The organism is Klebsiella sp. PK18, assembly GCF_057784655.1.
This window is the reverse complement of the sequence record NZ_CM173493.1, coordinates 3759851-3780299: the sequence shown is the minus strand read 5'-3', so window position 1 is coordinate 3780299 and position 20449 is coordinate 3759851. Positions and strand designations below refer to the sequence as shown.

General features: G+C 57.4%; 20 protein-coding genes. 8 read left to right on the top strand and 12 right to left on the bottom strand.

What is annotated here, in order from left to right:
• The first annotated feature begins 210 nt into the window (after window positions 1-210).
• The 3 genes from rhlE (at window position 211) to ybiB (ending at window position 4908) form a co-directional block, all read left to right on the top strand.
• Window positions 211-1566, top strand: coding sequence for an ATP-dependent RNA helicase RhlE (gene rhlE / locus AC3EMD_RS18450; protein ID WP_008805766.1), 1356 nt, complete (start codon window positions 211-213; stop codon window positions 1564-1566).
• A gap of 187 nt (window positions 1567-1753) precedes the next feature.
• On the top strand, window positions 1754-3910 hold the full coding sequence (gene dinG / locus AC3EMD_RS18445; protein ID WP_008805767.1) for an ATP-dependent DNA helicase DinG: 2157 nt from the start codon (window positions 1754-1756) through the stop codon (window positions 3908-3910).
• Between the two features lie 29 nt (window positions 3911-3939).
• Window positions 3940-4908 carry a DNA-binding protein YbiB gene (gene ybiB, locus AC3EMD_RS18440; RefSeq protein WP_008805768.1) on the top strand — a complete coding sequence of 323 codons (969 nt, stop codon included), beginning with the start codon at window positions 3940-3942 and terminating at the stop codon, window positions 4906-4908.
• A 107-nt stretch (window positions 4909-5015) separates the two neighbouring features.
• On the opposite strand, the gene ybiJ is transcribed toward ybiB, so the two are convergent.
• From ybiJ to AC3EMD_RS18420, 4 genes are all read right to left on the bottom strand, one after another.
• Window positions 5016-5276 (bottom strand): DUF1471 family protein YbiJ, encoded by a 261-nt coding sequence (gene ybiJ / locus AC3EMD_RS18435; RefSeq protein WP_004176772.1) that lies wholly within the window; start codon window positions 5274-5276, stop codon window positions 5016-5018.
• 285 nt (window positions 5277-5561) lie between these two features.
• Window positions 5562-5828 carry a DksA/TraR family C4-type zinc finger protein gene (locus AC3EMD_RS18430; RefSeq protein WP_002895824.1) on the bottom strand — a complete coding sequence of 89 codons (267 nt, stop codon included), beginning with the start codon at window positions 5826-5828 and terminating at the stop codon, window positions 5562-5564.
• 20 nt (window positions 5829-5848) lie between these two features.
• Window positions 5849-6109 (bottom strand): YdgH/BhsA/McbA family protein, encoded by a 261-nt coding sequence (locus AC3EMD_RS18425; protein ID WP_016160534.1) that lies wholly within the window; start codon window positions 6107-6109, stop codon window positions 5849-5851.
• Window positions 6110-6248: 139 nt separating this feature from the next.
• Window positions 6249-6863: a flavin reductase family protein gene (locus AC3EMD_RS18420; protein ID WP_012968656.1), complete on the bottom strand. Its 615-nt coding sequence runs from the start codon at window positions 6861-6863 to the stop codon at window positions 6249-6251.
• A gap of 96 nt (window positions 6864-6959) precedes the next feature.
• Here AC3EMD_RS18420 and rlmF point away from each other — a divergent pair, with 96 nt between their 5' ends.
• On the top strand, window positions 6960-7874 hold the full coding sequence (gene rlmF, locus AC3EMD_RS18415) for a 23S rRNA (adenine(1618)-N(6))-methyltransferase RlmF (RefSeq protein WP_008805773.1): 915 nt from the start codon (window positions 6960-6962) through the stop codon (window positions 7872-7874).
• A gap of 2 nt (window positions 7875-7876) precedes the next feature.
• Here rlmF and ybiO read toward each other — a convergent pair whose 3' ends face one another.
• From ybiO to rhtA, 6 genes are all read right to left on the bottom strand, one after another.
• On the bottom strand, window positions 7877-10072 hold the full coding sequence (ybiO, locus tag AC3EMD_RS18410; protein WP_012542377.1) for a mechanosensitive channel protein: 2196 nt from the start codon (window positions 10070-10072) through the stop codon (window positions 7877-7879).
• Between the two features lie 112 nt (window positions 10073-10184).
• A complete protein-coding gene (gene glnQ, locus AC3EMD_RS18405; protein ID WP_008805775.1) occupies window positions 10185-10907 on the bottom strand; it encodes a glutamine ABC transporter ATP-binding protein GlnQ in 723 nt (240 codons plus the stop codon).
• The gene (gene glnP, locus AC3EMD_RS18400) at window positions 10904-11563 is read right to left on the bottom strand and encodes a glutamine ABC transporter permease GlnP (protein WP_002895837.1); all 660 of its coding nucleotides are present in this window, start codon (window positions 11561-11563) and stop codon (window positions 10904-10906) included. Before glnP ends, glnQ begins: the two co-directional genes overlap by 4 nt.
• Window positions 11564-11688: 125 nt before the next feature.
• A complete protein-coding gene (gene glnH / locus AC3EMD_RS18395; RefSeq protein WP_004886198.1) occupies window positions 11689-12435 on the bottom strand; it encodes a glutamine ABC transporter substrate-binding protein GlnH in 747 nt (248 codons plus the stop codon).
• A gap of 430 nt (window positions 12436-12865) precedes the next feature.
• Window positions 12866-13369 carry a DNA starvation/stationary phase protection protein Dps gene (dps, locus tag AC3EMD_RS18390; RefSeq protein ID WP_002895841.1) on the bottom strand — a complete coding sequence of 168 codons (504 nt, stop codon included), beginning with the start codon at window positions 13367-13369 and terminating at the stop codon, window positions 12866-12868.
• 237 nt (window positions 13370-13606) lie between these two features.
• Window positions 13607-14494: a threonine/homoserine exporter RhtA gene (gene rhtA, locus AC3EMD_RS18385; protein WP_012968655.1), complete on the bottom strand. Its 888-nt coding sequence runs from the start codon at window positions 14492-14494 to the stop codon at window positions 13607-13609.
• A gap of 351 nt (window positions 14495-14845) precedes the next feature.
• Between rhtA and ompX the strand changes: the two genes are divergently transcribed.
• Window positions 14846-15361, top strand: coding sequence for an outer membrane protein OmpX (gene ompX / locus AC3EMD_RS18380; protein ID WP_008805777.1), 516 nt, complete (start codon window positions 14846-14848; stop codon window positions 15359-15361).
• Window positions 15362-15451: 90 nt separating this feature from the next.
• Here the strand turns inward: ompX and AC3EMD_RS18375 are convergent, their stop codons facing one another.
• Both AC3EMD_RS18375 and mntS read right to left on the bottom strand, forming a co-directional pair.
• Complete coding sequence (locus AC3EMD_RS18375) at window positions 15452-17032, bottom strand: phosphoethanolamine transferase (protein WP_012968654.1); 1581 nt, start codon at window positions 17030-17032, stop codon at window positions 15452-15454.
• A gap of 268 nt (window positions 17033-17300) precedes the next feature.
• Window positions 17301-17426 carry a manganase accumulation protein MntS gene (gene mntS / locus AC3EMD_RS18370; protein WP_012542374.1) on the bottom strand — a complete coding sequence of 42 codons (126 nt, stop codon included), beginning with the start codon at window positions 17424-17426 and terminating at the stop codon, window positions 17301-17303.
• 185 nt (window positions 17427-17611) lie between these two features.
• Here mntS and mntR point away from each other — a divergent pair, with 185 nt between their 5' ends.
• The 3 genes from mntR (at window position 17612) to AC3EMD_RS18355 (ending at window position 20342) form a co-directional block, all read left to right on the top strand.
• Window positions 17612-18085 (top strand): manganese-binding transcriptional regulator MntR, encoded by a 474-nt coding sequence (mntR, locus tag AC3EMD_RS18365; protein ID WP_008805779.1) that lies wholly within the window; start codon window positions 17612-17614, stop codon window positions 18083-18085.
• The gene (locus AC3EMD_RS18360; protein ID WP_012542373.1) at window positions 18082-19194 is read left to right on the top strand and encodes an anion transporter; all 1113 of its coding nucleotides are present in this window, start codon (window positions 18082-18084) and stop codon (window positions 19192-19194) included. The genes mntR and AC3EMD_RS18360 overlap by 4 nt, the downstream gene beginning before the upstream one ends.
• Before the next feature lie 107 nt (window positions 19195-19301).
• A complete protein-coding gene (locus AC3EMD_RS18355) occupies window positions 19302-20342 on the top strand; it encodes an aldo/keto reductase (protein ID WP_302073634.1) in 1041 nt (346 codons plus the stop codon).
• The last annotated feature ends 107 nt before the right edge of the window (window positions 20343-20449 follow it).

Below are 20449 nucleotides of genomic sequence, written 5' to 3'. Positions count from 1 at the left end.
TTGCCATGACGCACCAGGCCGCTGAGCTCGCTCAGCGGCCTTCTCATGCCCGCCAGCCAGGCGCGGTATTCTTTTGCAGATTTTATGCGGCCTGTCACAAAATCTGCTAGACTGCGCCCCTTCATGGCATTGTGGTTTTTGCCATCTCTTATCGCAATAATCTCCCTGAAAACTACGCCCTTCACCGGGCCGGGGCGGTTCGGAGTTGTTATGTCTTTTGATTCCCTTGGCCTGAATCCCGATATCCTGCGCGCTGTCGCTGAGCAGGGCTACGTTGAGCCGACCCCTATCCAACAGCAGGCGATCCCGGCAGTAATGCAGGGGCGCGACCTGATGGCCAGCGCCCAGACCGGTACCGGTAAGACGGCGGGCTTTACCCTGCCGCTGCTGCAGCGCCTGATTGACAAAGAGCCGCACGCAAAGGGTCGCCGCCCGGTGCGCGCGCTGATCCTGACCCCGACCCGTGAGCTGGCGGCGCAGGTGGGCGAGAACGTCCGCGATTACAGCAAGTACCTGAATATTCGCTCGCTGGTGGTATTCGGCGGCGTGAGCATCAACCCGCAGATGATGAAGCTGCGCGGTGGCGTCGACATCCTCGTTGCCACCCCGGGCCGTCTGCTGGACCTCGAACATCAGAACGCGGTCAGCCTTGATAGCGTGGAAATCCTTGTGCTGGACGAAGCGGACCGCATGCTGGATATGGGCTTTATCCATGACATCCGTCGCGTACTGGCTAAACTGCCGGCGCGTCGACAGAACCTGCTGTTCTCGGCGACCTTCTCCGACGAGATCAAGGGCCTGGCCGAGAAACTGCTGCACAACCCGCTGGAAGTGGAAGTGGCGCGTCGCAACACCGCGTCCGAGCAGATCACCCAGCACGTCCATTTCGTTGATAAGAACCGCAAGCGCGAACTGTTGTCGCAGCTGATCGGCGAAGGTAACTGGCAGCAGGTGCTGGTGTTTACCCGCACCAAGCATGGCGCCAACCACCTCGCGGAGCAGCTTAATAAAGACGGCATCCGCAGCGCGGCGATCCATGGCAACAAGAGCCAGGGAGCGCGTACCCGCGCGCTGGCCGACTTTAAATCCGGCGGCATTCGCGTGCTGGTGGCGACCGATATCGCCGCCCGTGGTCTGGATATCGAAGAGCTGCCGCACGTGGTGAACTACGAGCTGCCAAACGTACCGGAAGATTACGTCCACCGTATCGGCCGTACCGGCCGCGCGGCGGCCACCGGTGAAGCCTTGTCGCTGGTGTGCGTGGATGAGCATAAGCTGCTGCGCGATATCGAGCGCCTGCTGAAAAAAGAGATCCCGCGCATCGCGATTGCCGGCTATGAGCCGGATCCGTCCATTAAAGCCGAACCTATCCAGAACGGTCGCCAGCAGCGCGGCGGCGGTCGTGGGCAAGGTCAGGGACGCGGTGGCCAGGGTCAGGGACGCAGCGGACAGCCGCGCAGCCAGAACAGCGCCCCGCGCCGTCAGGACGGCGAGGCGCCGAAAGCGCGTACGCAGGACGGCAAACCGCCGCGCCGCCGTCGTCCGCGTAAACCGGCTGGCGAATAACACGCTGATGCCCCGGCCGCGATAACGCGGCCCGGCTCAGGCCCGTCTGTCCGCTACGCGGCGGCGGGCCTTTTTCTTTCCATTACACTATTTGTCGAGCACGCTTCCACACTCAGCAGAAAGCAATACCTCCAGGCGGGCAAAAATGGCACAATAGTGGCTGTTTATACAGTATTCAGGTTTTCTCATGGCTTTGACCGCTGCGCTGAAAGCGCAAATCGCCGCCTGGTATAAGGCGCTTCAGGAACAGATCCCGGACTTTATTCCCCGCCCCCCGCAGCGGCAGATGATCGCCGATGTGGCGAAAACTCTCGCCGGGGAAGAGGGCAGGCATCTGGCTATCGAAGCGCCGACCGGCGTCGGTAAAACGCTGTCATACCTGATCCCGGGCATCGCCATCGCCCGGGAGGAACAAAAAACGCTGGTGGTCAGCACCGCCAACGTCGCCCTGCAGGATCAAATCTACAGTAAAGACCTGCCGCTGCTGCGTAAAATTATTCCCGACCTGCGCTTTACCGCCGCCTTCGGTCGTGGGCGCTACGTCTGTCCGCGTAACCTGACGGCGCTGGCCAGCACCGAGCCGTCGCAGCAGGATCTGCTGGCCTTCCTCGATGACGATCTCACCCCGAACAACCAGGCCGAGCAGAAGCTGTGTGCGACCCTGAAGCAGGACCTCGACAGCTACCGCTGGGACGGCCTGCGCGATCATACCGATAAAGCCATCGATGACGCGCTGTGGAGCCGGCTGAGCACCGATAAGGCCAGCTGCCTGAACCGCAACTGCCACTACTATCGCGAGTGCCCGTTCTTCGTGGCACGGCGGGAAATTCAGGAGGCGGAAGTGGTGGTGGCCAACCATGCGCTGGTGATGGCGGCGATGGAGAGCGAGGCAGTGCTGCCGGAGCCGAAAAACCTGCTGTTGGTCCTCGATGAAGGCCATCATCTGCCGGACGTCGCCCGCGACGCGCTGGAGATGAGCGCTGAGATCACCGCCCCCTGGTTTCGCCTGCAGCTGGATCTGTTCTGCAAGCTGGTCGCCACCTGCATGGAGCAGTTTCGTCCGAAAACCACACCGCCGCTGGCCAATCCGGAGCGGCTCACCGGCCATTGCGAAGAGCTGTTCGAGCTGATTGCGTCGTTGAATAATATTCTCAATCTCTACATGCCCGCCGGTCAGGAAGCGGAGCATCGCTTCCCGATGGGCGAACTGCCGCAGGAGGTGATGGAGATCTGCCAGCGGCTGGCGAAGCTCACCGAGATGCTGCGCGGGCTGGCGGAGCTGTTTCTTAACGATCTCAGCGAAAAGACCGGCAGCCATGACGTGGTGCGCCTGCATCGGGTGCTGCTGCAGATGAACCGCGCGCTCGGCATGTTTGAAAGCCAAAGCAAGCTATGGCGCCTGGCGTCGCTGGCGCAATCCTCAGGCGCGCCGGTAACCAAATGGGCGACGCGAGTGGTGCGCGACGGCCAGATCCATGTCTGGTTCCACTGTGTCGGCATCCGCGTCAGCGATCAGCTGGAACGGCTGCTGTGGCGCAGCGTACCGCATATCGTCGTGACGTCAGCGACGCTGCGCTCGCTAAACAGCTTCTCGCGCCTGCAGGAGATGAGTGGTCTGAAGGAGAAAGCGGGTGACCGCTTCGTGGCGCTGGATTCGCCGTTCAACCACGTGGAGCAGGGGAAAATTATTATTCCTCAAATGCGCTATGAACCGCTGATGGATAACGAAGAGCAGCACATTGCCGAGATGGCGGCCTATTTTCGCCAGCAGGTAGAGAGCAAGAAACATCTCGGGATGCTGGTGCTGTTTGCCAGCGGGCGGGCGATGAACCGCTTCCTGGAGCATGTGACCGATCTGCGCCTGATGCTGCTGGTGCAGGGCGACCAGCCGCGCTATCGGCTGGTGGAGCTGCATCGCAAACGGGTGGAAAGCGGCGAGCGCAGCGTGCTGGTGGGTCTGCAGTCCTTTGCCGAAGGGCTGGATTTAAAGGGTGATCTGCTAAGCCAGGTACATATCCATAAAATCGCCTTTCCGCCCATCGACAGCCCGGTGGTGATCACCGAAGGCGAATGGCTGAAAAGCCTTAATCGTTACCCTTTCGAGGTACAGAGTTTGCCCAGCGCCTCCTTTAATCTTATTCAGCAGGTGGGGCGTCTGATCCGCAGCCATCACTGCTGGGGAGAGGTGGTGATTTACGATAAGCGTCTGTTGACCAAAAACTATGGCGCGCGTCTACTGAACGCGTTACCTGTTTTTCCCATAGAGCAGCCGGGCGTCCCGGAGGTTATAGTAAAACGGAAAGCAAAACAGACAGCAAAACAGTCAGGCCGCAAACGTCGCTGACGCCGGCGCGTGATGCACCAGGGGGAGCCATGGAGTACAGCAAAATTATAAAAGAGGTGGGTCGCGGTAAGAATCATGCCCGCGACCTCGATGAAGAGACCGCCCGTGCGCTCTATGCGCGGATGCTGGACGGCGAGGTGCCGGAGCTGGAGCTGGGGGGAATATTAATCGCCCTGCGCATCAAAGGCGAAGGCGAAGCGGAGATGAAAGGGTTTTACGCGGCGATGCAGCAGCATACGCTGCGCCTGACCCCGCCGGCCGGCAAGCCGATGCCGATTGTCATCCCCAGCTACAACGGCGCGCGCAAGCAGGCGAACCTGACGCCGCTGCTGGCGATGCTTCTGCACAAGCTGGGGTTTCCGGTGGTGGTTCACGGCGTCAGTCACGATCCCACCCGGGTGCTGACCGAGACCATTTTTACCCTGCTGGATATTCCGGCCACCCGGCACGCCGGACAGGCTCAGGCGCAGCTGGAGGGCCATGAACCGGTGTATATCCCGGTGGGGGCTTTCTGTCCGCCGCTGGAGAAACAGCTGGCGATGCGCTGGCGGATGGGCGTGCGCAACAGCGCCCATACCCTGGCCAAGCTGGCTACACCGTTTGGCGAAGCGGAGGCATTGCGTCTCTCCAGCGTGTCGCATCCGGAATATGTTCCGCGGGTGGCGAACTTCTTTCGTGAGACCGGTGGCCGCGCGCTGTTGATGCACGGTACCGAGGGCGAAGTGTATGCCAACCCGCAGCGCTGCCCGCAGATCAGCCTGATCGATGAGCAGGGCGTGCGGGTGCTGTACGAACGCCAGACTGAGACGGCAGCGGAGGCGGTGGTCCTGCCGGCCTCGAAAGATCCCGAGGTCACGGCGCGCTGGATCGAGCGCTGCGTCGCCGGCGTCGAACCGGTGCCCCACTCGTTGAAAATTCAGCTTGCCTGTTGTCTGCTGGCCAGCGGGGAAGTCACCACCCTGGAGCAGGGCCTCAGCCGCGTCAACGACTGCTGGTGATCGGATCTGCAGGATAAAAAAAGCCCGTCCGGTGGCTCGGACGGGCAAGGCAAGGGTATTAAAGGTCTTTTCAGGGTTAATTCAGTGGCTTACAGAGGGAACAGCGATTATTTATAGATAACCGCAGTACCGCTCAGTTTGTTGTTGGTGTTAGCGGAAGTAATGCTGTAGCCGGTCGCGCCAGCGGCTTCGGCTTTAGCAGCCAGTTTTGCTTCCAGACCATCTAAAGTGGTTGCGCCTTGCGCAGACACCACACCGATTTTATTCATGCTTTCTGCCTGAGCGGGGGTGACCGGTTCGGCGGCAAAGGCGCCGAAGGAAAGGGCGGTCAGAGCGATGGCAGCGGCAGCATATTTGATGTTTTTCATAGTTAATCTCTCGCAGGTTGTTCTGTTCAGGGGACGATGTTCCGTCGATGTGATAAGTATCACGCTTTTTTGCGGGAGATAAAATCGAAGGAAATTCACAGTCTTCATCGAATTTTTTGAATGATTAATAATTTACTGATTATTAATAAATTATTTCTCATTCTTTTCGTCACGAAGCTTAGCGAGGAAGACTGACGCGTTTAAGGGCACATATTGCGACTTTTTCCGCCAAAAAATGTGCGCGAAAAGATAATGCGAAAGGCTGTCATGAACGGTAAAGGAAAGTCAGCGTAGCTGGCTATCCTTGGATCCGCGGCGATTATATCCTGAAAACGTATTGTTATGTAAATCTTTCTCCTGCTGGCACTTCACGCAATATCTGACCCCTGGGATGGCCTGTCGACGGGCCTCCGGAATCGGCTCTCCACATTCATCACAAAATTTGTTGCTTTCGCCGCGCGGAAGCTCGCGGCGTGCGCGAGCCACCGCATCGTCAATGGTGCTGTCGATCTGATCCTGAACGGCCCCATCACCTGCCCAACCTGATGCCATCGTCTGCCTCCTGTGAAAGGTTATTGATAAATTATAGCTGAACCGTGCAGTCGGTTACCGCTGCTGGCGGCATTGACCCGCCAGGCTATCGCCCCCTGGCGGTGGGCCTTATCCGCGAGGGCGGCCACCAGATCATCAAGGGTGCTGGCACCGGAGGCGGAGACGGTGCCGACAGGGCGGAGCGGCCCGGCATAGGGCAGTACGGGTGTCGGTGGCAGGGGAGAGGCCGCGGTGGCATGAGCGGTGAGCGCAGCGGCGAATAGCAGCGAGGTGATTTTCATCAGCATATCCTCATAAACAGCATGGGACATAGCTTAAGTGTAGGTCTTTCCCGACCGTGCGATAGGGAATTTTTAATGCAAAACAAGGCGTTTAGTAGGCTACCGGCGCAGGGCAGCGGTACTCTGGCCGGTAGATTATTTAGCGGGCGTCAGGGCGGATCATGTCAAAACGCAGACTATCATCAATACTGTAATAGGCGCTCGGACCTCCGGCGCGCAGGATCGGCTGGGCGCGGGCGGTTTGATAGATGCCGTTGTCCAGCAGTGATTCATCAATATGCACGGCGACCACTTCGCCGAGCACCAGCCACGTATCAACAGGGTTACCGTCGGCGGTGGTGAGTTGAATACATTGCGACAGACGGCACTCAAAGTTCACCGGACTCTCCGCGACTCGGGGGGCGCTGACCAGGCGGCTGGCGGCGGCGGTGAGACCGGCGCGCACGAACTCGTCCTCATGGTGCGGGATCGAGGCAGACGTTTCATTCATCGCCACGGCCAGCGGTCGCGTCGCCAGGTTCCAGACGAACTCCTTTGTTTCGACGATATTTCGCACGCTGTCTTTCCAGCCGCTGCTGGCGAAACCAATGATCGGCGGGCGATAGTTAAAGCAGTTAAAAAAGCTGTATGGCGCCAGATTTCGCTGGCCCTCGGCGTCCTGCGAGGCGATCCAGCCTATCGGGCGAGGCCCGATTATCGCGTTCAGCGGGTCGTGCGGCAGGCCGTGGCCCTGCGAAGGTTGATAAAAGTACATGCTGCACCTGTCACGGATAAAGGAGATATCCAGACTCCCTTATTTACCGCGCCGCCGTCAACGGGTATCTTACGCGGCTGTTCAAAGGAGATTGTCATGAAAGCCCAGAAACCGGGGTTACACCCGCGTAACCGCCACCATCAACGCTACGACCTGCCTGCGCTCTGCCAGGCGCATCCTGACCTGCAGGGATACATTACGCTCAATCCGCTGGGTGAGCAGACCATTGATTTTGCCAATCCGCAGGCAGTAAAGGCGTTGAATAAAGCGCTGCTGGCGCATTTCTACGCGGTCAAACACTGGGACATTCCTGACGGTTTTCTCTGTCCGCCGGTGCCCGGGCGTGCCGATTATATTCATCATCTGGCGGATCTGCTGGCGCAGGATAGTGGCGAGGTGCCGAAGCAAGCCACGATCCTTGATATTGGTACGGGTGCCAACCTCATCTATCCCCTGATCGGCGTTCACGAGTACGGCTGGCGCTTTACCGGCAGCGAAATCAGCCCGGAAGCCTTCGCCAGCGCGCAGGCGATTGTCAATGGCAACCCCGGATTGACCCGGCAGATCCGTCTGCGTCGGCAAAAAGAGAGCCAGGCCATCTTCCACGGCGTGATCCACAAAAACGAGACCTATGACGCCACGCTGTGTAATCCGCCGTTCCATGACTCCGCAGAGAGCGCCCGGGCGGGCGGTGAGCGCAAGCGCCGCAATCTCGGACTCGGCGCCGACAGCGCGCTTAACTTTGGCGGTCAGCAGCAGGAGCTGTGGTGCGAAGGAGGCGAAGTGGCCTTTATCTCGCAGATGATCCGCGAAAGTCAGGCCTTCGCCCGCCAGGTGAAATGGTTTACCTCGCTGGTGTCGCGCGGCGACAATCTGCCGCCGCTCTACCGCCTGCTGACCGAGGTTGGGGCCGTGAAAGTGGTGAAAAAAGAGATGGCCCAGGGGCAAAAGCAGAGCCGCTTTATCGCCTGGAGCTTTATGGACGACGCCAAACGCCGCCGTCCGTTCTAACGCTACTCGGCGGCCGGGCTGTCTGAGCCCGGCATCGGCAGCTGTTGCCAGGTCTGTACCGGGGCGCGAACCCCGGCGCGATCGAAGTGCTTTTTCACCTGAGTGTCGAGGGCAAAGCGCACCGTCCACTGCTTCAGCGGCAGGGTGGTGAAGCTGACGCGTAGCGTGAAGGCGGTATTGCTCAGCCCCACCAGCCCGGCGAATGACGGTTCGCCAATGATCAGGCCGCGGATCTCCTCCTGGGCCAGCAGATCGTCCACCGCCGCCTTCAGCGCCTGGCTGGCTTTATCCAGATCCTCATGACGGTCGACATCATAGTTGGCGACTACCGAGCCAATGCCGCGCACGAAGTTGGCAAAAGTGGTGATCGAGGACCAGGGAATAATGTGATAGGCGCCGGTATCCTGTCGTACCCCCACGGAGCGAATCGACATTCGTTCCACGGTGCCGGTCAAAGGGCCGATGGTGACCAGGTCGCCGGTATTCATCCCGTTCTCAAACTGGATAAATATGCCGGTGATAATATCTTTAACCAGCGTTTGCGCGCCAAACGAAATCGCCAGCCCTAACGCCCCGGCGCCCGCCAGCAGCGGCGCAATGTTAACCCCAATCTCCGAAAGCAGGATCATCACCGTGATGGTGCTGATCACCACCGCCAGCGCGTTGCGAAACAGGGTCAGCAGCGTCCGGGCCCGCGCGCTGGGCAGCGGGCGACCATGGATATCCGAGGCCAGCCGGTTTTCGATCAGGCTGGCCAGCACCGTCCAGCCGATGGCAGAGAAGAAGAGGATGAGGGCGATGCGGATCAGCACATCCACCGTTTTTTGCCCGGCATCGTTATGCAGCCATTCGCGGAAGTCAAACAGGCCCCAGGCGCTCAGCAGCAGCATGACGGCGACGCAGACGGTGAGAATGCGCGCGGCCTTCAGCGAGGCGGAGATCCAGCCATTCAGCCGCTTTTGCAGCTCAGGATAATTGCGCTGGGTGGCGGGTGACAGGGTGATGGTTTTGGCTATCCAGCGCGACAGGATGCCGGACACCAGCGCCGCGCCGCCGATAATGGCCAGGCTGCGCAGGGTGGCGCCCATCATGAATTTCAGGCTATTGCCCGGGTCGAACAGGGAGAAGAAAAAGAGCACCACAAAGTAGGCGCAGGCCAGCCAGTGCCAGACCAGCGCGAAGGCGCGGATAAACAGGCTAAAGAAGGAGAGCGAACGGTCGGCCAGATGGATTAGCCCCTGCGTAATCAAGGTCTTGTTATGAAAAATCAGGTACAGCGCCCACAGCGTAATGCACAGCATGATGACGACGTTAGCCAGCGCGCCAACCTGAACATTCACCTGATTGGAGATAATCGGCACCGCGACGATCAGGCCATAGCCAATCAGGCTGCTGAGCGCGCTCAGGCGCAGGCTCCAGTATGACGCGGCTTCGTCGCTGAGGTTAAAAGGCCGGAGCGCCGGGATGCGCGGGCAGAAAATGAGCCGCAGAATGGCTTTAAAAAACTCGATCAACGCGAAGGCATTGAGGAAAAGACTCTGCTGGAAGGCGATGGTGGGGTTATTACCATTCAGGCGATCGCTTAACAACTGGCCGACAAACAGGGTCAGCGCCAGCAGCAGCAGGTCGATAACAAACGCCCCGGCGATGGTCAGGGGCAGCTGGAGCCAGTTTCCGCGATCGCGGTTTTTATGCCGCCCCCATTCACCCATTTTGCGATACAGCGGCAGCGCCGCAAGACGCACCAGCCACCAGAAGGCAAAGACCAGGCCGGCCAGCAGTAAAAAATGCCAGGCCGCGCTGGTGAAGGTTTGCGAATTAAAAGGTTTATGCGGTGAGCCGGTGATATTGCGCCACAGTTGAGAGAAGCGAGACGAGAGCTGCTCGCCGTATTCCCGGCTGATCTGCGTGACGTTCTCCAGCACCGTGGTCTCTTCTTTCACCGCCGGCGGCGTCAGCGTCGGGGTGCTGTCTGGCGGCGGCGTGGCGGCTGCTTTACGTAACTGGTCAATGAGCTCCTGACGGGCGCTGTCGTTAGCCAGCACGTCAGCCAGCGCGGCGTAGGCCGCTCTTTTCTGTTCCGCATCGGGTTCGCTGGCGCTGGTTTTATCGGCGTTAGCTGTCGGCACGCCGGGCAGGGCGGCGGCGGAAAGCGGGGCAGTAAACAGTGCAGCGAGCAAAAGCAGGATCCACGGCATGGGCACCTCCGTTGCAACGTAAACGGGTAAGTATAGAAGCCGATGGCGGAAGGGGAGGGAAGAGGAATCTGGAAAAGCGGCTCTCTCCGCGGAGGAAGAGAGCCGTTGCGGGTCAGGCGACGTGCTGCAGGAATTCGCGCAGGCGCGGGCTTGGCGGGTTCTTCACCAGCTCCTGCGGGTTGCCGTCTTCAGCAATGCGTCCTTTGTCGATAAAGATCAATCGCGAAGCCACTTTTTCGGCAAAGCCGATTTCGTGGGTTACGATCACCATCGTCATCCCCTCTTCAGCCAGATCCTGCATCACCTTGAGCACTTCATGGCGCAGTTCCGGGTCGAGCGCGGAGGTCGGTTCATCAAACAGCATCATCTTTGGCTTCACCGCCAGCGCGCGGGCAATGGCCACACGCTGCTGCTGGCCGCCGGAGAGTTCAGACGGATAGTGATGCGCGCGCTCGGCCAGGCCGACTTTCGCCAGCAGATCTTTCGCCTGCTTCTCTGCCGCCTGCTTGCTGGCGCCGCGCACCCGCAGCGGACCAAACATGACGTTCTCCAGCGCCGTGAGGTGCGGGAACAGATAAAACTGCTGAAATACCATCCCGGCTTCCTGACGAATCAGACGTTCGTCCACCTTCGGGTCGTTGACCTTCAGGCCATCGACAATCAGATCGCCGCTGGTGATCTCTTCCAGTTTATTGATGCAGCGCAGCATCGTTGATTTACCGGAGCCGGACGGGCCGATAATGACCACCACTTCACCCTGATTAATTTTCAGGGAGATATCGTGCAGCACCTGGGTCGGGCCAAAGTGCTTGGAGACGTTTTTAAATTCAATCACAGGATTTTCATCCTTCTTTCAAGACGACGCAGAATAAAGCTCAGGACCAGGGTGATAATCAGGTAGATAACAGCAACGGCGCTCCAGATTTCCAGGGCGCGGAAGTTGCCCGCGATGATCTCCTGTCCCTGACGGGTCAGTTCGGCGACGCCGATGACGATGAACAGCGAGGTATCCTTGATGCTGATAATCCACTGGTTGCCCAGCGGCGGCAGCATGCGGCGTAGCGCAAGCGGCAGGATCACGTGGCGAATGGTTTCGCGACGCGACAGGCCCAGCGCCAGGCCCGCTTCGCGGAAGCCTTTATGAATGGACAGCACCGCGCCGCGGGTAATTTCCGCGATATAGGCGCCCGAGTTAATCATGATGGTCACTACCGCTGCAGAGAAGGGGTCGATGCGCAGGTCGCTAAAGGCCATCGGCAGCGCAAAGTAGATGAACATGACCTGCACCACAATCGGGGTGCCGCGAATGATTTCAATAAACACCAGTGCGATGTGGTTGGCGATCCAGCCGCCGAAGCAGCGGGCGAAACCGGCCACCAGACCGATTATCAGGCCGCCGGCCAGGCCGAGGACGGAAATCCACAGCGTCATTTTGGCGCCTTCCAGCAAAATCGGAATGGCAGGCCAGATGGCACTCCAGTCAAACTGCATAATACGTTCCTGTTACCGTGTCGAGAGCAGAGGAAATCCTCCGCCAAAATACGGTCTCCCGCCGAGTCTGTGCCGGAAGACCGTTGTGATGTCGCCGGAGCTGCGTCTGGCGAAGTGTGTTCTTATTATTTTGGTTCAGTGCCGAACCATTTTTTATAAATTTCGTTGTAGGTACCATTCTCGCGCAGCGTTTTCAGCGCACCGTTCACTTTCTCACGCAGCTCGTCGCTGCCTTTCGGGAAAGCGATACCGTAGTTTTGCGCTTCCAGTGATTCGCCTACCGCTTTGAACTTGCCGTTGCCTGCGGTTTTGATGAAGTACAGAATATTTGGCGTATCGTGCAGCACGGCATCAGCGCGGCCGGTACCCAGTTCCATATAGGCGTTATCGATGTTCGGGAACTGACGCAGATCTTTGGTTTTGATATTGGCTTTCGCGTAATCAACGGAGCCGGTACCGCTCTTCACCGCGACCACTTTACCGTTCAGATCTTTCACATCTTTGATGTCGTTATTATTGGCGTTGACCATCACCAGCAGGCCGCTTTTGTAGTAGCCGTCGGAGAAGTCGATCGCTTTTTTACGTTCGTCGGTGATGGTGATCCCGGCCAGCGCCAGATCGATATTTTTAGTTTGCAGCGCCGGGATAATGCCGCTGAAGTCCATTGGCTTCAGGGTGTAGTCGAGCTTCAGCTCTTTGGCGATAGCCGCCCACAGGTCAACGTCAAACCCGACATATTTATCGCCTTGCTTAAATTCGAACGGGACGAACGCCGTATCGGTGGCGACAACCAGGGTCTTATTGGCGGCATGGGAAGAAACCGCAAAAGCCAGGGTCAGTGCAGCCAGTGAAACTTTAAATACAGACTTCATAGCATTTCCTTTTATATCCACGGGACGATCCCCTGCGAGAACGACTAGCCTAATGAAAAAATCGTGCCACTTTTACAAGCTGTTGTTTTTCAACAAACGAAGCGCGAGCGGTTGCACAATTTCGATCATGACAGGCACTCACTGCACCAGGATGGGGCGTCACTTTGGTGCGTTATAGAGTTGCTGAATAACGAGCACATTTTTAGCGCAAACCCTGATGGGAAAACAATCTCAACGTAACGATTGTGTGAGGTGATTATTACAATTGTTTTACTTTTGCGCGCATTTTCATCAATTTGGCGCCCTAAAACAGTGCATGGCCAGCAGGGGGACGAAAAGCATAGAAGGGGAAACGGATAGAACGGAAAACAGAAAGGTGGGCGAGAAAAGTAAAGGCGCCGCCGACCGCGCTGCGGCCGGCGGCAAAGCCTTACTCGATATTCGCTTCAATGAACCACAGGAATTTATCCAGATCGCGGGAGGCCGCGGTGAAAATATCCGCAGTATCCTCGTCTTTGGCTTCATCGATCGCCTTGCGCACATCGTTAGCGACGACGGCATAGCGGTCAGCCAGCGCTTTCAGGTGATCCTGAACGTGATGGATATCGAGCGGGTAGCTCTGCAGCGGCGTTTTGCTGTTAATGACCTGAGTGGTGCCCAGTGCGACGCCGCCCAGCTGCACGGCGCGCTCCGCCATGGTGTCCAGGTGCTCGGTTAGCGCGGTACGGAAGCCATCCAGCATTTCGTGCACGGCGATAAAGTTCGCACCGCGCATATTCCAGTGTGCCTGCTTGGTGATAAGTGACAGGTCAATGAACTGGATCACCTGGCGATTCAACAGCTCAATGGTCGCTTTCTTTTCGCTGTCAGCGACATCGTTGCGGGTATAGACCAGATTAGATGCTTTTGATTTAACCAGTTTTGCGGTACTCATCGTTTCATATCCTCTTGATATTGATGCTCGTCACACTTCAAATCTGAATGATGTGGAGCGTTGTCCCAGGTAACTTCGGGACTAAGTATAGCAAGGGTTTCAAAGAGTGAGGCATCGGCAGGCCATATCACTTCGATAGCGCAAAGTGGTTGGTTATTTTGAAAGTCGCTAAATATCATAGGGTTATATTTAGCTGAACGGCCCGGATTTCTCACGGGCCGGCGGCGTAACAGAATGTTAATTGATATCGACTTGCTCGATTTTACTTTGTCGCTGCATGGTCAGCGTGGCGCCCATCGAGGCGATAATGATCGCGCCCAGCGCCAGGGTCTGGGAGAGCTTCAACGTTTCGCCGAGGAAGACCATACCGGAAAGGGCGGCTAATGCTGGTTCAAGGCTCATCAGCGTGCCGAAGGTGCGCGTCGGCAGGCGCGTCAAGGCCATCATTTCGAGAGAGTAGGGCAGCGCGGTTGAGAGAATAGCAATCCCCAGCCCCATCGGCAGCAGCGACCATTGCCACAGTGTATCCGTAGCCTGCGCCATGCCTAACGGAACAAACACCAGCGAGGCGATGAGCGACCCCATCGCCACCGTGGCTGGCCCATGCTCTTCACCGGCGCGCTGCCCGGTCAGAATATAGACCGCCCAGCAGGCGCCGGCGCCCAGGGCAAAGAGCGCGCCGGTTAAATCGACCTGCGCCACATTCTGCCCCAGCGGCAGGAGATACCACAGTCCGAGGATCGCCAGCGCCACCCAGACAAAATCCAGCGGTCGGCGCGAACCAAACAGCGCCACCGCCAGCGGGCCGGTAAACTCCAGGGCTACCGCCACGCCGAGCGGAATACGCTGCAGGGATAAATAAAAGAGATAGTTCATCGCGCCGAGCGCCAGGCCGTACAGTAGCAGCGGCACGCGCTGTGTCGGGGAGAAACGTAACCGCCATGGCTTGAACACGACCACCAGAATCAGCGTCCCGAGCGCCAGGCGCAGGGCGGTGACCCCCGGGGCGCCGACCAACGGGAACAGCGATTTGGCGAGCGATGCGCCGCTCTGAATCGAGGTCATGGCGATTAAAATCACCAGAATCGGCAACCATGCCGCCGCTTTTCGGGATGGACCGGGCATCCTTTCTCCTGTCAGGTTTTGTCAAAAGTCGTAAAAGTGCCAGTGTACTGGAATAACCTGCTGACGGTTGAGCTAATGTTGAAAAAAACAGAGGCGAAAACAGTAGAATGGCGCACGTTGCTGAGAAATTCGCCAGGTGATTAAGATTAATCTGGATGCTTGCGAATTTCTTAATGAGCGTTAAGATGTACGTTAACGCCAAAAATTGTTGTTTTCCATATTGTTATAGAAATATGGAAACTTTTGGTTACATGAAAAAGTATGTTAGACAATGTAAACTCCAAAGAGTTTCCCAAAAGTTTTTGATATATTTAAGGCTTAGGACTTATTAGAAACACATTTGAGGTGGTTATGAATAAAATTGCACGTCTTTCAGCACTGGCCGTTGTTCTGGCTGCATCCGTAGGTACCACTGCATTTGCTGCAACTTCTACCGTAACCGGCGGTTACGCGCAGAGCGACATGCAGGGTAAAGCGAACAAAGCTGGCGGTTTCAACCTGAAATACCGTTACGAGCAAGATAACAACCCGCTGGGCGTTATCGGTTCCTTCACCTACACCGAAAAGGATAACACCAGCAACGGTACTTACAACAAAGGTCAGTACTACGGCATCACCGCAGGTCCGGCTTACCGTCTGAACGACTGGGCAAGCATCTACGGTGTAGTGGGTGTTGGTTACGGTAAATTCCAGAACAACAACTTCCCGAACCAGAAATCCGATATGAGCGACTACGGTTTCTCCTACGGTGCTGGTCTGCAGTTCAACCCGATCGAAAACGTTGCTCTGGACTTCTCCTACGAGCAGTCTCGTATTCGTAACGTTGACGTCGGTACCTGGATTGCTGGCGTGGGTTACCGCTTCTAATCACTCCGGTGATATAAAAAATCCGCCTTTCGGGGCGGATTTTTTTTGCCTGTTGCCGGCCAGCCTGAGCGACTGGCCGGGCCTGCACGATTAATTGACGGTGAACTCATCGGTACCGAGGTGAGCGTAGTCCACCTTCTGCAGCTGGAAGTTGGTGATGTACACCGGACCGGCCTTTTGCTCAGAGATAAAACGATAGCGCGGGACGATTTCCGCCGCCTTGATCCCGGTCCACTGGGAGAAGAAACTGAGGAAATCATTCGCTGAGCGCTGCGCTTTAATCACTTTATGCGCTTTGTCATCGCTGGATAGCACCATAAACGGCACCTGGAAGTTCTGCTGGAACTTATCGTCATGCGCCAGATACTGCACCTCTTTTCCCCGCTCCTTGAACGCCAGACCATGATCGGAAAAGTAGGTCAGTGAAAAGGTATCGCCGGAGTTTTGCAACTGACTGTATAGCTTAGCCAGCAGCGAATCGGTCTGCGTCATGCTGTAGAGATAACAGGAGGTCTCTTTCGACTGGACGAAAACCGTGTACTTGCCTTTGGTCCGATCGCAGGCCTGCGGGTGAGAACCCATCAGATGCAGGACAATCAGCTGCGGCTGGGTGCGCTGCGTAGAGAGTACCTGCTCGGTCAGCTTTAATAACTGCTCGTCCTGAGTATTTTTATTGGCCTCGAAATCGCCGTTTTTCAGGAACTGGACTTCATCCGCACGTTTGGCGATGCTGGCGATAGCGGTGTCGTACTCGCCAATCTGCCCCTGGTTGGAGAACCACCAGGTCTGGAAACCCGCGCGGTTGGCGAGGGTGACAAAGTTATCCTGAAACTGCGGTTTGCCGTCGACCACCCGGTTAAGCGTCAGGCCGAGCGATTTCTGCGTCGAGCCGCTGGCGGCGACATAGTTGTTAAACAGATAACCGTTTACTGAGCTGGCAAACGGCGTGTTATCCCAGTGGCCGCCGAAGGCGCCGAGGGCGTCGCGACGGGCGCTCTCGCCAATCACCACCACATAGAGATGGTACTTTGGCTTCACCGCCAGCACGTGCCAGCTGTCTTTCATGCCGGCCAGCTGCGCCATTCGCGCCTGCTCGTCCAGCACCTCGTTATTATTCACCACCACGTCTTTCACAAAACGAAAGGCCGGATAACCGGTGTCAATCACCTTGAACACGCCGCCCCAGGCGAGGTTTTGCACCGGCTGCAGAAAGAAGATCCCGACGCTGAACAGCAGGCCCAGGGTCTCCATTTTTCCCCAGCGGGAGGGCTCAACGATCCTGCGGCGGACCGCAATGATCCCCAGTGCGAAAATGAAGACCGCCAGCAGATAGTTGTACCACGGGAAGATGGTCAGAATTTCCGTAGATTCTTCCACGTTGGTCGCGTGCAGCGCCAGCAAGGTGTTGAAATTGGGGGCGCCGTAAGCCTGGCCAAAGGGGTAATACAGGGCCGCCAGCAGCGAATAGGCGCCGACTACCCCTTTCTGGACGCGCGGAAAAGCGCGCCACAGAAGATGTAACACGCAGGTAAATGCCACGGTATAGAGCAGGCTAAATTCATAGCCCAGCGCCAGGTTAATCAACAGCGATTGTAAAAAGTAGAATCCTGTCCATGGGTTCAGTGCCAGTCGGCGGGCGACCAGCGTATCTTTCAGGGTGGTGACATTCATAGTAAACAATCAAAAAGAGGCCATGCGCATCCCCTGGCGACAAGGGGTAAAACCTGCTGGACAGTGCGTGAAGAGGGTCTCTGCGAGCCGCGAATGTGGCAGGGCTGTGCAAAGATAGGGCTTGTAAATGGTAAGGTCAACCAGACATAACAGATTGTTTTGCGAGGGCGCTTACAAAACTTGAAAAAAGGTCAGGGAAACGGGGGAAACCGGTCATTTTGCCGGCAGAAGATGACAGAAAAATGAAGCGGCGTACCGCGACGCCGCCTTAGGAATGGGGTTTGCCCTGCTGTGGTTTACCGTTGATCATCTCGCACAGCATACCGATCAGCATTAATCGTACTTTAAAGGGTGAATGGCTAAACACGTTTAAGCACCTCTTGAATTCGTTCATCTGCTCTCCTCCTGCCTGTTCACGCCGTCAATCCATGATGGCTGTTTGCATTACATACAGATATAGCACAGGCTATATTTTATAGCTATGGCTAAAACGTTAATTTTTTGTGCTCTTGGCGCAATCCATTACAATGTGGATCTTTTTATATGATGCTTGACGCGTCACACGAATGAGGAAGCACAATGAACCGTCGCGCAGGTAAGCCAATAACAAAAAAAGTGACGCAGTTAGTAAATGTTGAAGAGCACGTTGAGGGGTTCCGTCAGGTGCGGGAAGCGCATCGCCGCGAACTGATCGATGACTATGTGGAGCTGATCTCCGATCTGATCAACGAAGTGGGGGAGGCGCGCCAGGTGGATATGGCGGCGCGTCTTGGCGTTTCGCAGCCCACGGTCGCCAAAATGCTCAAACGCCTGGCCAGCGTGGGTCTGATCGAACAGATCCCCTGGCGCGGGATCTTCTTAACCCCGGAAGGGGAAAAGCTGGCCCAGGAAAGTCGCGAACGCCACCAGATTGTGGAAAACTTTCTGCTGGCCATTGGCGTCAGTCCGGAAATCGCCCGCCGCGATGCGGAGGGAATGGAGCATCACGTGAGTGAAGAGACGCTGGCGATGTTCCTGAAATTTACCCAGAAACAGGGATCCCAGGAAGCATGACTCTTCCCTTTGTTCAGTCGCTGCTGCGCGACCGTTTTTTACACCTGCTGCTGATTATCGCCTGCGTGCTCAGCGCCATCGTGCCGTTTGTCCCGGCAAGCTGGCCGGCGGCCATTGACTGGCATACCATCATCACGCTCAGCGGCCTGATGCTGTTGACCAAGGGCATTGAACTGAGCGGCTACTTTGACGTGCTGGGGCGGAAAATGGCCCGCCGCTTCGTGACTGAGCGCCAGCTGGCCATCTTTATGGTGCTGGCGGCAGCGCTCCTGTCCACCTTCCTGACCAACGATGTGGCCCTGTTTATTGTGGTGCCGCTGACGCTGACGCTGAAAAAGTGGTGTGCGATCCCGGTTAACCGTCTGATTATCTTCGAAGCGCTGGCGGTTAACGCCGGGTCGCTGCTGACGCCGATCGGCAACCCGCAGAACATTTTGCTGTGGGGACGGTCCGGCCTCTCTTTCGTCGGGTTTATCGGCGAGATGTTACCCCTGGCGGCGGCAATGATGTTGACCCTGCTGGTGCTGTGCTGGTTCTGTTTCCCGGCAAACCGGCTTAGCTACCAGAGTAGCGATAAGGCGCCATCGTGGCAGCCTAAGCTGGTCTGGAGCTGTCTGGGATTGTATCTGGTGTTCCTGACCGCGCTGGAGATGAATCAGGCGCTGTGGGGGCTGGCGCTGGTGCTGCTGGGCTTCCTGATTCTGGCCCGGGCGGTGATCGTCCATGTGGACTGGTCGCTGCTGCTGGTGTTTATGGTGATGTTTATCGACGTCCACCTGCTGACCCAGCTTCCGGCGCTGCATCATGTGCTGAGCGGCGTCGGGACGCTTTCCGGCGGCGGACTGTGGCTGACCGCCATCGGCCTGTCTCAGGTGATCAGTAATGTGCCCTCGACCATTCTGCTGCTCAACTATGTCCCGCCGTCGATACTGCTTGCCTGGGCGGTTAACGTGGGCGGCTTTGGTCTGCTGCCAGGATCGCTGGCCAATATCATCGCCCTGCGCATGGCCAGCGATCGGCGGATCTGGTGGCGCTTCCATCTTTACTCCATTCCTATGCTGCTATGGGCGGCCATCAGCGGCTATTGGCTCTTTAAACTCTGCGCCTGATTTCTGCAGAATTGGGCAAGAAACTGACAGAAACACCCCATTCGCACGCCTCGACACAGCGGTATAACTATACCGCTGACGTTAACCATCCTGTTGAGGAGAGTGCTATGCGATATCAAAAACTGGGCAATACCGGTCTGTTTGTCTCTGAGCTGTGCCTGGGCACCATGACCTTCGGCGGCGAAGAAGGGATGTGGGGCAAAATCGGCCAGCTGCGCCAGGCTGAAGCCGAACAGCTGGTCGGCAGCGCGCTGGACGCCGGGATCAACTTTATCGATACCGCCAACGTCTACTCGGAAGGGCGCTCTGAAGAGATTACCGGTCAGGCGCTGAAAAACCTGAAAATCCCGCGTGAAAACGTCGTGGTGGCGACCAAAGTGTTTGGCGAAACCGGCACCGCCGGCGTGAACTCGAGCGGCAGCTCACGGTACCACATCATGGGCAGCGTGAAAGAGAGCCTGCGCCGCCTGCAGCTCGATCATATCGATCTCTATCAATTGCACGGCTTCGATCCGGCGACGCCGATCGAAGAGACATTGTCGGCCCTGGATACGCTGGTACAGCAGGGGCATGTGCGCTACATCGGTGTTTCAAACTGGGCGGCCTGGCAAATCGCCAAAGCGCTGGGCATCGCGGAACGCCTTGGACTCTCGCGCTTTGCTTCTCTGCAGGCCTACTACACGATTGCCGGGCGTGACCTGGAACGTGAGCTGGTGCCGATGCTGCAAAGCGAAGGACTCGGCCTGATGGTCTGGAGCCCGCTGGCGGGCGGCCTGCTGAGCGGGAAATACCGCCGCGACGGCGAGGCGGAAGCGGGTGGTCGTCGCCTGGCGTTCGACTTTCCGCCCGTGGATAAAGCGCGCGCATTTGATTGCATCGACGTCATGCGGGTGATAGCTGAAGCAAAAGGGGTATCGGTGGCGCAGATTGCCCTGGCGTGGCTGCTGCATCAGCCGGCGGTGACCAGCGTCATTATTGGCGCCAAACGGGCCGAGCAGTTGCAGGATAACATCGCTGCGACCGCTATCCGCCTGAGCGATGATGAGTTGCGCCAGCTTGACGCGGTCAGCGCCCTGCCGCGCGAATATCCGGGCTGGATGCTGGAGCGACAGGGGGAATATCGTCGTCATCAGCTTGACGCGCAGTAACGCCGTTTTTTCCGTGCCTATAAAGATCGCCGCTTGCGGCGATCTTTTTTGTTTGCCTGGCTCACAGAAAACGATCCGACTTTTGCTTCGGTGGCGGATCTTTTGTA